Annotated in this window: 11 protein-coding genes; 7 read left to right on the top strand and 4 right to left on the bottom strand. The window is 52.5% G+C overall.

The window, feature by feature from the left end; genetic code table 11:
- Positions 1–119: 119 nt before the first annotated feature.
- Complete coding sequence (locus tag OSH03_RS04745; protein WP_061098704.1) at positions 120–650, top strand: anti-virulence regulator CigR family protein; 531 nt, start codon at positions 120–122, stop codon at positions 648–650.
- Between the two features lie 35 nt (positions 651–685).
- On the opposite strand, the gene pflA is transcribed toward OSH03_RS04745, so the two are convergent.
- The 4 genes from pflA to ycaO form a co-directional block, all read right to left on the bottom strand.
- Complete coding sequence (gene pflA / locus OSH03_RS04740; RefSeq protein ID WP_045630022.1) at positions 686–1426, bottom strand: pyruvate formate lyase 1-activating protein; 741 nt, start codon at positions 1424–1426, stop codon at positions 686–688.
- Between the two features lie 203 nt (positions 1427–1629).
- A complete protein-coding gene (pflB, locus tag OSH03_RS04735; protein WP_023332542.1) occupies positions 1630–3912 on the bottom strand; it encodes a formate C-acetyltransferase in 2283 nt (760 codons plus the stop codon).
- A 51-nt stretch (positions 3913–3963) separates the two neighbouring features.
- Positions 3964–4821, bottom strand: coding sequence for a formate transporter FocA (gene focA, locus OSH03_RS04730; RefSeq protein ID WP_028012564.1), 858 nt, complete (start codon positions 4819–4821; stop codon positions 3964–3966).
- Positions 4822–5227: 406 nt separating this feature from the next.
- On the bottom strand, positions 5228–6988 hold the full coding sequence (gene ycaO, locus OSH03_RS04725; protein ID WP_266178408.1) for a 30S ribosomal protein S12 methylthiotransferase accessory factor YcaO: 1761 nt from the start codon (positions 6986–6988) through the stop codon (positions 5228–5230).
- Positions 6989–7115: 127 nt separating this feature from the next.
- Between ycaO and OSH03_RS04720 the strand changes: the two genes are divergently transcribed.
- The 6 genes from OSH03_RS04720 to ihfB all read left to right on the top strand — a co-directional run bounded on the left by OSH03_RS04720 (position 7116) and on the right by ihfB (position 13524).
- Positions 7116–7808 carry a DUF421 domain-containing protein gene (locus tag OSH03_RS04720; RefSeq protein ID WP_266178407.1) on the top strand — a complete coding sequence of 231 codons (693 nt, stop codon included), beginning with the start codon at positions 7116–7118 and terminating at the stop codon, positions 7806–7808.
- Between the two features lie 162 nt (positions 7809–7970).
- Positions 7971–9059 (top strand): 3-phosphoserine/phosphohydroxythreonine transaminase, encoded by a 1089-nt coding sequence (serC, locus tag OSH03_RS04715; protein WP_266178406.1) that lies wholly within the window; start codon positions 7971–7973, stop codon positions 9057–9059.
- Between the two features lie 69 nt (positions 9060–9128).
- Positions 9129–10412: a 3-phosphoshikimate 1-carboxyvinyltransferase gene (aroA, locus tag OSH03_RS04710; RefSeq protein WP_266178405.1), complete on the top strand. Its 1284-nt coding sequence runs from the start codon at positions 9129–9131 to the stop codon at positions 10410–10412.
- A 185-nt stretch (positions 10413–10597) separates the two neighbouring features.
- Positions 10598–11281, top strand: coding sequence for a (d)CMP kinase (gene cmk, locus OSH03_RS04705; RefSeq protein ID WP_266178404.1), 684 nt, complete (start codon positions 10598–10600; stop codon positions 11279–11281).
- 111 nt (positions 11282–11392) lie between these two features.
- Positions 11393–13066, top strand: coding sequence for a 30S ribosomal protein S1 (rpsA, locus tag OSH03_RS04700; protein WP_008499966.1), 1674 nt, complete (start codon positions 11393–11395; stop codon positions 13064–13066).
- 170 nt (positions 13067–13236) lie between these two features.
- Positions 13237–13524: an integration host factor subunit beta gene (ihfB, locus tag OSH03_RS04695; protein ID WP_008499965.1), complete on the top strand. Its 288-nt coding sequence runs from the start codon at positions 13237–13239 to the stop codon at positions 13522–13524.
- Positions 13525–13551 lie beyond the last annotated feature (27 nt).

Genomic DNA, 13551 nt, shown 5'->3' with positions numbered 1-13551 from the left:
ATAAAAGCCTGTCGATGACAGGCTTTTTTGTCCCTGTCACATATAAGACTTTTACTCATTGTTTGTTTTTCCCGCCTGGCGATAATTCAAGTGAGTTCTACCACTAAAAGGCAACAATCATGTCTATACGTCGTTTTTCCACTACCGCACTTGCCGTAGTGTTGTCTTTAACGTTTGCAACGGCTCCGGTCATGGCTAACCCTGGAAACGGGAACGGCGGTGGTCACGGAAACGGTGGCGGACAAGGTAATGGCGGCAATCATGGTAACGGGAATTCTGGTAATTCCGGTAACCATGGTAATAAGCAAAATAGCGGAAAGGATAATCCTGGGAAATCGGATAAGAGCTTCAAAAACAGCAAAGATGTCGGTAATGACGTTGATGCTCGCGTGAGCTTCGATCATGCCCGCCACCTGGCACTGAATTACGGCTTAACGGGCTATGAGTCTCTGCCTCCGGGTATTGCGAAAAACCTCGCCCGCGGTAAACCACTTCCTCCGGGCATTGCTAAGAAAACCGTGCCAGCGTCTATGCTCGGCCAGCTTCCTTCCTACCCTGGCTATGAATGGCGCGTGGTGGGTGACGATCTGGTCTTAATTGCGCTGAGTACGGCGATTGTGACCTCCGTTATTAATGGCGTCTTTAAATAGAATATAAAAGGCCCGGTTCTTACCGGGCCTTCTCTTTAATACATGACCTTGTGGCCATACTGCTCAAGAATACCTTTCACGCGTTCCATCGTCTCTTTTTTCGGCGGCTTCACGCCATCAAGCTTGTACTCTTCGCCCATCGCCACCCATTTATGTTTACCCAGTTCGTGATAGGGCAGAAGCTCAATTTTCTCGACGTTGCCCATGTCGCGGGTAAATTCACCCAGGCGGTGCGCGGAGTCATCGTCATCTGACCAGCCGGGAACAACAACGTAGCGGATCCAGGTTTTGATGCCCTTGTCGGCGATGTATTTGGCAAACTCCAGCGTACGGTGGTTAGAAACGCCAACCAGATTCTGGTGGATCTCATCGTTCATCTGTTTGAGATCGAGCATCACCAGATCGGTCACCTCGAGCAGTTCATCAATGACCGGATCGTAGCGGCGCACAAAGCCGTTGGTGTCGAGACAGGTATGAATGCCTTCTTTATGGCAGGCGCGGAACCAGTCGCGGACAAACTCAGCCTGAAGAATAGCTTCACCGCCGGATGCCGTCACGCCACCGCCGGACGCGTTCATAAAGTGGCGGTAGGTCACCACCTCTTTCATCAGATCTTCCACGGTGACTTCTTTACCGCCGTGCGTGTCCCAGGTGTCGCGGTTATGGCAGTACAGGCAGCGCATCAGGCAGCCCTGGAAAAAGGTGATAAAGCGGATACCCGGGCCATCGACGGTGCCACAGGATTCAAAGGAGTGAATGCGACCAATAGTTGACATTGCGGTGATATCTCCGAATTTGGCCCATCCGGGGGCCTATGTAGTTGCACAGCTCAAAGGCTATGTCGAGTCTGTTTTGGCTGTTATCCATAAAGTATAGATAGCGGACAAAAGAGACTGGTGAAGCGAGGGTGTTAAAAAGGCCCCACTTGCGTGGAGCCTTTATTGTACGCTTTTTAACGCGTGATTTCAGTCAATTCCACTTACATGGACTGAGTGAAAGTACGGGTGATAACGTCCTGCTGCTGTTCTTTAGTCAGGGAGTTAAAACGTACTGCGTAGCCAGATACGCGGATGGTCAGCTGAGGATATTTCTCAGGGTGTTCCATCGCATCGAGCAGCATTTCACGGTTCATTACGTTCACGTTCAGGTGCTGACCACCTTCGATGGACGCTTCGTGGTGGAAGTAACCATCCATCAGACCCGCGAGGTTAGTTTTACGCACTTCGTCGTCTTTACCCAGCGCGTTTGGCACGATAGAGAAGGTGTAAGAGATACCATCTTTCGCGTAAGCAAACGGCAGTTTAGCAACGGAGGTCAGAGAGGCAACAGCACCTTTCTGGTCACGACCGTGCATTGGGTTAGCACCTGGGCCGAATGGCGCGCCAGCACGACGACCGTCTGGGGTGTTACCGGTTTTCTTACCATACACAACGTTAGAAGTGATGGTCAGAACAGACTGAGTCGGGATAGCGTTACGGTAGGTAGTGAGTTTCTGAATTTTCTTCATGAAACGTTCTACCAGGTCAACCGCCATGTCATCAACGCGAGAATCGTTGTTACCAAACTGCGGGTATTCGCCTTCGATTTCGAAGTCTACGGCCAGGCCGTCTTCGTCACGAATTGGTTTAACTTTCGCATATTTGATTGCAGACAGGGAGTCAGCAGCCACGGACAGACCAGCGATACCACACGCCATGGTGCGGATAACGTCACGGTCATGCAGCGCCATCAGAGAGGCTTCGTAGCTGTACTTGTCGTGCATGTAGTGGATAACGTTCAGCGCGGTCACGTACTGCTTAGCCAGCCAGTCCATGAAGTGGTCCATGCGCTCCATGACTTCGTCATAGTTCAGCACGTCGCCTTTGATTGGTTCAGACTTAGGACCAACCTGCATTTTCAGTTTTTCATCAACGCCGCCGTTGATAGCGTACAGCATGGTTTTCGCCAGGTTTGCACGCGCACCGAAGAACTGCATTTGTTTACCAACAACCATTGGGCTCACGCAGCAAGCGATAGCGTAGTCGTCGTTGTTGAAGTCCGGACGCATCAGGTCATCGTTCTCGTACTGCAGAGAAGAGGTGTCGATGGACACTTTAGCGGCGAATTTCTTGAAGTTCAGAGGCAGTTTTTCAGACCACAGAACGGTGATGTTCGGCTCCGGAGAAGGACCCATGGTGTACAGGGTGTTCAGGAAGCGGAAGCTGTTTTTGGTAACCAGCGTACGGCCGTCAACGCCCATACCACCGATAGATTCAGTTGCCCAGATTGGGTCACCAGAGAACAGTTCATCATATTCTGGGGTACGCAGGAAGCGAACCATACGCAGTTTCATGACCAGGTGGTCAATCATTTCCTGAGCGTCTTGCTCGGTGATTTTGCCAGCTTTCAGGTCACGTTCGATGTACGCATCCAGGAAGGTAGACACGCGACCGAAGGACATTGCTGCGCCGTTCTGAGACTTAACCGCGGCCAGGTAGCCGAAGTAGGTCCACTGGATAGCTTCCTGGGCGTTGGTTGCAGGACCAGAGATATCGCAGCCATATTTCGCAGCCATCTCTTTAATCTGACCCAGCGCGCGGTGCTGTTCAGCAATTTCTTCACGCAGACGGATAGTCGCTTCCAGGTTGACGCCGTTTTCCAGATCGGACTGCAGGGAAACAAACTGCGCGTACTTGTCTTTCATCAGGAAGTCGATACCGTACAGCGCAACGCGACGGTAGTCACCGATGATACGGCCGCGGCCATACGCATCTGGCAGACCAGTCAGAACGCCAGATTTACGGCAGTTCAAAATGTCTTTGGTGTAAACATCGAATACGCCCTGGTTATGGGTTTTGCGGTATTCGGTGAAGATTTTTTTCAGCATTGGGTCCAGCTCGCGGTTATACGCTTTGCAGGAACCTTCAACCATTTTGATACCACCGAACGGGATGATTGCGCGTTTCAGTGGTGCTTCAGTCTGCAGACCAACGATTTTCTCAAGGGCTTTGTTGATGTAGCCAGCATCGTGAGAAGTGATGGTGGAAGCAACGGAGGTGTCAAAATCAACTGGCGCGTGAGTGCGGTTTTCCAGTTTAACGCCTTCCATTACGCTGTCCCACAGCTTGGTGGTCGCGTCAGTTGCGCCAGCCAGGAAGGATTCGTCACCTTCATACGGGGTATAGTTTTTCTGAATGAAGTCACGGACGTTTACTTCATTCTGCCAGTCACCTTTCGCAAAACCTTCCCAGGCTGTGGCTAACTTTTCATTAAGCTCGGACATGTAACACCTACCTTCTTAAGTGGATTTTTTATTTACTGCCTGAGACAACCATTAATGATGGTCGCCGCCACGCAGGTAAATGACCCAGTATGTCAACCCAACTAACAGACCCCCACCGATAATGTTCCCGATAGTAACGGGGATCAGGTTATCAGTAATGAAATTCATAATAGTCAGGTGAGAGAAACTTTCCGGGGATGAACCAACTGCGGTCCAGAACTCCGGGCTTGCAAAGTTGCGGATAACAATCCCCATCGGGATCATGAACATATTCGCAATACTGTGCTCGAAGCCGCTGGCAACAAACATCGCAACCGGCAGAACCATAATCATGGCTTTATCCATCAGGCTACGGCCAGAGTAGCTCATCCAGACCGCCAGGCAGACCATCAGGTTTGCGAGGATGCCGAGAGCAACGGCTTCGATAAATGTGTGGTGCATTTTGTGGTCAGCGGTTTGCAGGACATTAAGCCCCCAGCCGCCGTTGGCGGTCATATACTCGCCAGAGAGCCACATCAACAGAACAAAGAGCAGACAGCCAATCAGGTTACCAACGTAGACGTTAAGCCAGTTGCGCGCCAGTTGACCCCAGGTAATTCTTCCGCTGGCTTTCGCCACAACAATCAGCACCGTTGAGGTGAAGAGGTCGGCGCCGCAAATGACGCAGAGAATCAGACCCAGTGAGAAGCAAATGCCGCCAATCAGTTTGGCCATGCCGAAAGGCATTCCGGCAGTACCGGTGGTGGCGGTGATGTAGAAGACGAAAGCGATAGAGATGAACACACCTGCGGTGATCGCCAGATAGAACGTCTTCATCGGGTGTTTCGTTGCTTTATAGACACCCGCTTCTTCGGCAACTTTTGCCATCGCGGCGGGGAGTAAAAGATCAAAAGGGTTGTCAGCTTTCACACTAACTCTCTCTTTATTAAGTCGGCGACGAGATACTAACAAAGCATTATAGAAGAGAAATTGATATAGATCATATCTCGCCTGGCTTATAGGCCCGCAGTATGTATGGTTTTACAGCAAATGCGGAGTAAGTATTTGATTATCCGTATAAAAATAAATTTTAAAAATTATGAAAAGAGTTGAATTATTTCGTTCGGCCCCCTTCGAAACAGTTAATTAATATGGAGTATTTACCATAAAAAGTAACAATAAAGCCCAGGCAAATATTATTATATTTACCCGTGTTTAACTTAATTATTACAATCAACAATCATTGCCGAAGAGAATAAAAAACGGGGCAATGAAATTGCCCCGTAATATAGCCCAGACGATTGAATACGCCTACTGCTGTTAATGTTATATGCGCTTATTTTGACCAGTAAGCGGCTTTTGCTTTCTGCAGCTTTTCATAGGCCTTCAGCAGAGACTGATGCGCCGGGAAGGCTTTCAGATCGCTGTCAACCGCCTGCAGACCGTAGAACGGCTCTTCACCGCTCAGCGCCGCGCTGGCGGCTTCAACCGCTTCAGCACCGTACATACGTACGAAAGCGTTGAGGTACTGCAGTGGCTCGCGAGCCTCTTCCTGTGCAAGCAGCAACAGGGTTTGCAGACAGCGGTAATAGTTGGTGCGCTCGGCGGAGAAGACCGACTGGTTAAACTCCATGGTCCATTCGGTCCAGGCCAGAGCCTGATCTAGATCGCCGCCCGCGAGGGCCAGCATCGCTTTCAGCTCACCGATGCGCAGGGTGTACCAGCCGTTGTCTTTACCGGTCGCCAGACCCAGCAGCTCGCGCACGCGGGTGAAGTCATCGTGGCCTTCATCGTCCATCTGGGCAATCAGGTTGAGATAATCTTCTTTTTCCCACTCGCTGCCCGGCAGGGAGAGCAGGGTTTCACGCAGGTGCGCGCCCATGCTGTTGTTTGCGAGCCACAGATCTTCAGCAGGGTAGATATCGGACATGCCAGGTACGATGATGCGGCACGCGTAAACGCCCAGGTGTTCGTAGTCGGCAATGTAGACTTCCTGATCTTCGGCGTTGAAGATGGCCATCAGTGTGGCGAACTCTTCTTCGGTGGTACCGGCAAAGCTCCAGTCCACGAACGGATAGTCCGCGTCCTGCTTGAACATATCCCAGGAGATCAAACCGCTGGAGTCGATGAAGTGGGTTTCGAGGTTGGTGTGCTCGGCCACTTCTTCATCGTCAAACGTTGGCGGGGTGAAGACGTCGAGATCTTTTAGGCTACGGCCCTGCAGCAGCTCGGTCACGGTACGCTCCAGCGCCACGCCGAAGTCAGGATGCGCGCCGAAGGAGGCGAAGCAGGTTCCGTTAGTCGGGTTAAACAGCACGACGCAGATAACAGGATATTTACCGCCCAGCGAGCCGTCATACGCAAAGATTGGGAAACCTTCCGCTTCCAGCTTCGCGATGGATTGCACCACGCCCGGGTAGCGCGCCAGCACGTCCGCCGGGATCTCCGGCAGGCTGATGGATTCAGCGATGATGCGGTTTTTAATGTGACGCTCGAACACTTCAGACAGCCCCTGCACGCGCGCTTCATTGCGGGTGTTACCGGCTGACATGCCGTTGGACACATACAGGTTGCCGACGATGTTCATCGGAATATACACGGTCTGCTCGTCAGACTGACGGGTGAACGGCAGGGCGCAGATCCCACGCTCTTCATTGCCAGACTGCAGATCGATCAGCATGCTGGCGGTCAGTTCGTTTTCCGGATCGTAGAAGGCACGCAGACGGGCATCCAGAATGCCTTCCGGCAGTTCATCGTCTTCGGTCAGCGGGAACCATTTTTCGTTCGGATAGTGAACGAACGGGCCGTTAGCGATGGTTTCACCCAGCCAGAAGTCAGCGAAGAAATAGTTGGTGGACAGACGCTCAAAATACTCACCCAGCGCAGAGGCCAGTGCCGCTTTTTTCGTCGCACCTTTACCGTTGGTAAAGCAGAGCGCGCAGTCTTTGTCGCGAATGTGCACGGACCAGACGTGAGGCACCGGGTTCAGCCAGGAGGCTTCTTCGATGTTAAAGCCCAGGTCGGTCAGTTTCTGCTGGAAGCGAGCGATGGAATCTTCCAGAGCGGCGTCTTTGCCGGGGATAAACGTTTGAGTCATGGCGTTCACTTTTATCGTACGTAAAGCGCGCAATGATACGGGTTTTGCGTGACGGGTGCTATCTCCGGCGAAAATAAATGGCTGGGCTATGCTTAGTAGCAGTAACCTACTGTTAAGGCGTAGAAAAATGAAAGCATTTGATCTCCAGCGGATGGCGTTTGATAAAGTTCCACCTGAATTTCTGGGCGAAGTGGCGCTGCGCAGCCTGTACACCTTCGTACTCGTCTTCCTGTTTCTCAAAATTACCGGCCGTCGTGGCGTTCGGCAGATGTCGCTGTTTGAAGTGCTGATCATTCTGACGCTGGGCTCGGCGGCGGGGGACGTCGCGTTTTATGACGACGTGCCGATGGTGCCGGTGTTTATCGTTTTTGTTTCTCTCGCCTTGCTTTACCGGCTGGTCATGTGGCTGATGTCGAAAAGTGAGAAGCTGGAAGATCTGCTTGAAGGGAAACCGGTCGTTATTGTCGAGGACGGTCAACTGGCCTGGGAAAATGTGCAAAGCGCCAATATGACCGAGTTTGAGTTCTTTATGGAGCTGCGTCTGAATAGCGTTGAACAGCTCGGGCAGGTGCGGCTGGCGATCATGGAAACCAATGGGCAAATCAGCGTCTATTACTATGCTGACGACGACGTTAAGCCCGGCCTGTGTATCCTGCCGGATATGTTAATAGAACGGTTCAGGGTGGTACCTGAAACCGGGGAGTATGCATGTATAAAGTGTAGTCATGTGGTGGGGATGCATGCGGGCGATCATCAATTATGCCCCCGTTGTGCAAATCCGGAATGGACGAAGGTTAGCCGGGCTAAACGCCTCGTCTGACAGCGATTTTGTCGGTTTTGTGACGACGAGGCGGCAGATTGTTTTGTGTGACGAAGGGCACATTTCTCCGGTCATAAGTTTTAGACATTGCGGCGCGTGTCACTGAATGATAAAACCGATATCCACAGTTATAACTTATGGCTTTTAGCGTGGTGAGGGGAAATGGCTCAAGTCTTTAATTTCAGTTCAGGTCCGGCAATGTTACCGGCAGATGTGCTCAAGCAGGCTCAACAGGAGCTGTGCGACTGGAACGGTCTGGGTACGTCGGTGATGGAAATCAGCCACCGTGGTAAAGAGTTTATTCAGGTGGCGGAAGAGGCAGAAAAGGATTTTCGCGATCTGCTGAACATTCCCTCGAACTACAAAGTATTGTTCTGTCACGGCGGTGGACGCGGCCAGTTTGCGGGTATCCCGCTCAATCTGCTGGGCGACAAAACCACCGCTGATTACGTCGATGCCGGCTACTGGGCAGCCAGTGCGGTAAAAGAAGCGCACAAATACTGCACGCCGAATGTCATCGATGCCAAAGTCACCGTCGACGGTCTGCGCGCCGTGAAGCCGATGAGCGAGTGGCAACTGTCTGACAACGCCGCGTATCTCCACTACTGCCCGAACGAAACCATCGACGGCATCGCCATTCACGAAGAGCCAGACTTTGGCGACAATGTCATTGTGACGGCGGACCTCTCTTCAACCATTCTCTCCACCCCGCTGGACGTTAGCCGTTACGGCGTTATCTATGCGGGCGCGCAGAAAAATATCGGTCCTGCGGGCCTGACTATCGTCATCGTCCGTGAAGACCTGCTGGGGAAAGCCCATAAGTCCTGCCCGTCAATTCTGGATTACACCGTCCTGAATGACAACGACTCCATGTTCAACACCCCACCTACGTTTGCCTGGTATCTCTCCGGCCTGGTCTTCAAATGGCTGAAGCAAAACGGCGGCGTGGCGCAGATGGACAAGATCAATCAGCAGAAAGCCGAACTGCTGTACGGCACGATCGACAAGAGCGATTTCTACCGTAACGATGTGGCGAAAGCGAACCGTTCCCGCATGAACGTGCCGTTCCAGCTGGCGGACAGCAGCCTGGACAAAGTCTTCCTGGAAGAGTCCTTCGCAGCAGGCCTGCATGCGCTGAAAGGCCATCGCGTGGTGGGCGGCATGCGTGCCTCTATCTATAACGCGATGCCGCTGGAAGGGGTTAAGGCCCTGACCGATTTCATGATCGACTTCGAACGTCGTCACGGTTAATTTGCTGTTTTTCACCCCCGCAGCGTCCCTGCGGGGTTTTTATTATGTTGATTTGAGAGTTTAGTTTTCATGGAATCCCTGACGTTACAACCTATCGCGCGGGTAGATGGCACCATCAATCTGCCTGGTTCAAAAAGTGTCTCGAACCGCGCTCTGCTGCTGGCAGCTCTGGCAAACGGCACCACCGTCCTCACCAACCTGCTGGACAGCGATGACGTGCGCCATATGCTCAATGCGCTGAAAGCGTTGGGCGTTCATTACACACTCTCTGACGATCGTACCCGCTGCGAAGTGGCCGGTAACGGCGGCGCGCTGCAGGCGAGTGAAGAGCTTGAGCTGTTTCTGGGTAACGCGGGTACTGCGATGCGTCCGCTGGCGGCGGCTCTGTGCCTCGGGAGCAATAACATCGTGCTGACCGGCGAGCCGCGCATGAAGGAGCGTCCGATCGGCCATCTGGTGGATGCCCTGCGTCAGGGCGGCGCGCAGATTGATTATCTGGAGCAGGAAAATTACCCGCCGCTGCGTCTGCGCGGGGGCTTTACCGGCGGTAGCGTCGAGGTTGACGGCAGCGTCTCCAGCCAGTTCCTGACGGCGCTGCTGATGACCGCGCCGCTGGCCCCGCAGGATACGGTTATCGCGATTAAAGGTGAGCTGGTTTCCAAGCCGTATATTGATATTACGCTGCACCTGATGAAGACCTTCGGCGTTGAGGTTGAAAACCAGTCTTATCAGCGCTTCGTGGTTCGCGGCGCGCAGCAGTATCAGTCGCCGGGCAACTACCTGGTTGAAGGCGATGCTTCATCCGCGTCCTATTTCCTTGCCGCTGGCGCGATTAAAGGCGGTACGGTAAAAGTGACCGGCATTGGCCGCAACAGCGTGCAGGGCGATATTCGTTTTGCCGACGTGCTGGAAAAAATGGGCGCGGTTGTCACCTGGGGGGATGATTTCATCTCCTGTACCCACGGCGAGCTGAACGCCATCGACATGGACATGAACCATATCCCGGATGCGGCGATGACCATTGCCACGGCGGCGCTGTTTGCCAAAGGCACCACCACGCTGCGTAACATCTACAACTGGCGCGTAAAAGAGACGGACCGCCTGTTCGCGATGGCAACCGAGCTGCGTAAAGTCGGCGCTGAGGTAGAAGAGGGCGAAGATTACATTCGCGTTACCCCTCCGGCAAAACTGAACTTTGCTGAAATCGGGACCTATAACGATCACCGTATGGCGATGTGTTTCTCGCTGGTGGCGCTGTCCGATACCCCTGTGACCATTCTCGATCCGAAATGTACGGCGAAAACCTTCCCGGACTATTTCGAACAGCTGGCGCGCATTAGCACCCTGGCATGATGAAGTCTTGCCGCATCACCTGATGCGGCATTTCCTTACGCTTCCTGACGATCTTTCCCGCTCATTTCTTCTACACTCTGCTTCTATCATTCCGTAATTTGCACGCAAAGGTAACAGTTGCGCACGTTGGCGCGTATAATGCGCGGCGTTCATGTTAACGGTATGCCTTATTTAAGGAGAAAAAGATGACGGCAGTTGCCCCGGTAATCACCATTGATGGGCCGAGTGGCGCAGGGAAAGGTACTCTGTGCAAAGCGATGGCGGAAGCATTGCAATGGCATCTTTTAGATTCGGGAGCAATCTATCGCGTGCTGGCGCTCGCTGCGCTGCATCATCACGTGGATGTCGCCTCTGAAGAGGCGCTGGTACCGCTGGCTGCGCATCTGGATGTGCGCTTTGTCTCAACTGATGGCAACCTTGAAGTGATCCTGGAAGGGGAAGACGTGAGCGGTGAAATCCGTACGCAGGAAGTCGCTAATGCGGCCTCCCAGGTGGCCGCTTTCCCACGCGTTCGCGAGGCGCTGCTGCGTCGCCAGCGAGCGTTTCGAGAAGCCCCGGGTCTGATCGCTGACGGACGCGACATGGGAACCGTGGTCTTCCCTGATGCGCCAGTAAAAATCTTCCTTGACGCCTCTTCGGAAGAACGTGCTCAACGCCGTATGCTTCAGTTGCAGGAAAAGGGGTTTAGTGTTAACTTTGATCGCCTTTTATCCGAGATAAAAGAGCGCGATGACCGCGATCGTAACCGCGCCGTCGCACCGCTTGTTCCTGCAGAAGATGCATTAGTTCTGGATTCAACCAGTTTAACTATTGAGCAAGTGATTGAAAAAGCGCTACAATATGCGCGCCAAAAACTGGCATTCGCGTAATCGCGACCGATTTAGCAGTACCCCCGCTGCAATGGATTGACGGCGGGTATGTGAAACAACCCCATCCGGCACGGAGCCAGGTGGACGTTAATATTAACCTGAAGATTAAACATGACTGAATCTTTTGCTCAACTGTTTGAAGAATCCTTAAAAGAAATCGAAACCCGTCCGGGTTCCATCGTTCGTGGTGTTGTTGTTGCTATCGACAAAGACGTAGTACTGGTTGACGCCGGTCTGAAATCTGAGTCCGCCATTCCGGCTGAGCAGTTCAAAAACGCCCAGGGCGAGCTGGAAATCCAGGTTGGTGACGAAGTTGACGTTGCTCTGGACGCAGTAGAAGACGGCTTCGGCGAAACCCTGCTGTCTCGTGAGAAAGCTAAACGTCACGAAGCATGGATCACGCTGGAGAAAGCTTACGAAGAAGCTGAAACTGTGGTCGGTGTTATCAACGGCAAAGTTAAAGGTGGCTTCACTGTTGAGCTGAATGGTATTCGTGCGTTCCTGCCAGGTTCACTGGTAGACGTTCGTCCAGTCCGTGACACCCTGCACCTCGAAGGCAAAGAGCTTGAGTTCAAAGTAATCAAGCTGGACCAGAAGCGTAACAACGTTGTTGTTTCCCGTCGTGCCGTTATCGAATCCGAAAACAGCGCAGAACGCGATCAGCTGCTGGAAAACCTGCAGGAAGGCATGGAAGTCAAAGGTATCGTTAAGAACCTCACTGACTACGGCGCATTCGTTGACCTGGGCGGCGTTGATGGCCTGCTGCACATCACCGACATGGCGTGGAAACGCGTTAAGCACCCAAGCGAAATCGTGAACGTGGGCGACGAAATCACTGTTAAAGTGCTGAAGTTCGACCGCGAGCGTACTCGTGTATCCCTCGGCCTGAAACAGCTGGGCGAAGATCCATGGGTAGCTATCGCTAAGCGTTACCCAGAAGGTACTAAACTGACTGGTCGCGTAACCAACCTGACCGACTACGGCTGCTTCGTTGAAATCGAAGAAGGCGTTGAAGGCCTGGTGCACGTTTCCGAAATGGACTGGACCAACAAAAACATCCACCCATCCAAAGTTGTTAACGTTGGTGATGTAGTGGAAGTGATGGTTCTGGATATCGACGAAGAACGTCGTCGTATCTCCCTGGGCCTGAAGCAGTGCAAAAACAACCCATGGCAGCAGTTCGCGGAAACCCACAACAAGGGCGACCGTGTTGAAGGTAAAATCAAGTCTATCACTGACTTCGGTATCTTCATCGGCCTGGACGGCGGCATCGATGGCCTGGTTCACCTGTCTGACATCTCCTGGAACGTTGCAGGCGAAGAAGCAGTTCGTGAATACAAAAAAGGCGACGAAATCGCTGCAGTTGTTCTGCAGGTTGACGCAGAGCGTGAGCGTATCTCCTTGGGCGTTAAACAGCTCGCAGAAGATCCGTTCAACAACTGGGTTGCACTGAACAAGAAAGGCGCAATCGTAAACGGTAAAGTGACTGCAGTTGACGCTAAAGGCGCAACCGTAGAACTGGCTGACGGCGTTGAAGGTTACCTGCGCGCTTCTGAAGCTTCACGTGACCGCGTTGAAGATGCCACTCTGGTTCTGAACGTAGGCGACGACGTTGAAGCTAAGTTCACCGGTGTTGACCGTAAGAACCGTGCAATCAGCCTGTCTGTTCGTGCTAAAGACGAAGCTGATGAGAAAGATGCAATCGCAACTGTTAACAAACAGGAAGATGCAAACTTCTCTAACAACGCAATGGCTGAAGCTTTCAAAGCAGCTAAAGGCGAGTAATATCAGGTTCTCAACATCATTTGAGCTGTAACGCATTTACAGCGCGAAGGATGAGGAGCAGACTTGACAGATTGCAGGATTCGTCCTGTAATCAATAACAAAGGGCGGCTACGGCCGCCCTTGTTTAATGAGCTGTTCAGCTAATTGGTTTGAAAGGAACCGGAGGAATCATGACCAAGTCAGAATTGATTGAAAGACTTGCCAGTCAGCAACCGCATATCCCTGCCAAGGCAGTGGAAGATGCCGTAAAAGAGATGCTGGAGCATATGGCCTCCACTCTTGCCCAGGGCGAGCGCATTGAAATCCGCGGTTTCGGTAGTTTTTCTCTGCACTATCGTGCTCCACGTACCGGGCGTAACCCGAAAACTGGTGATAAAGTCGAGCTGGAAGGGAAGTACGTTCCACACTTTAAGCCGGGTAAAGAACTGCGCGATCGCGCCAATATTTACGGCAACTGAGTTTAGCCAGCCGGTTAAACTGGGTTC

The sequence above is a fragment of the Enterobacter nematophilus genome (assembly GCF_026344075.1).
Classification (GTDB): domain Bacteria; phylum Pseudomonadota; class Gammaproteobacteria; order Enterobacterales; family Enterobacteriaceae; genus Enterobacter; species Enterobacter nematophilus.
The sequence above is the reverse complement of the archived record's forward strand: the minus strand, read 5'-3'. Positions and strand labels throughout refer to the sequence as shown.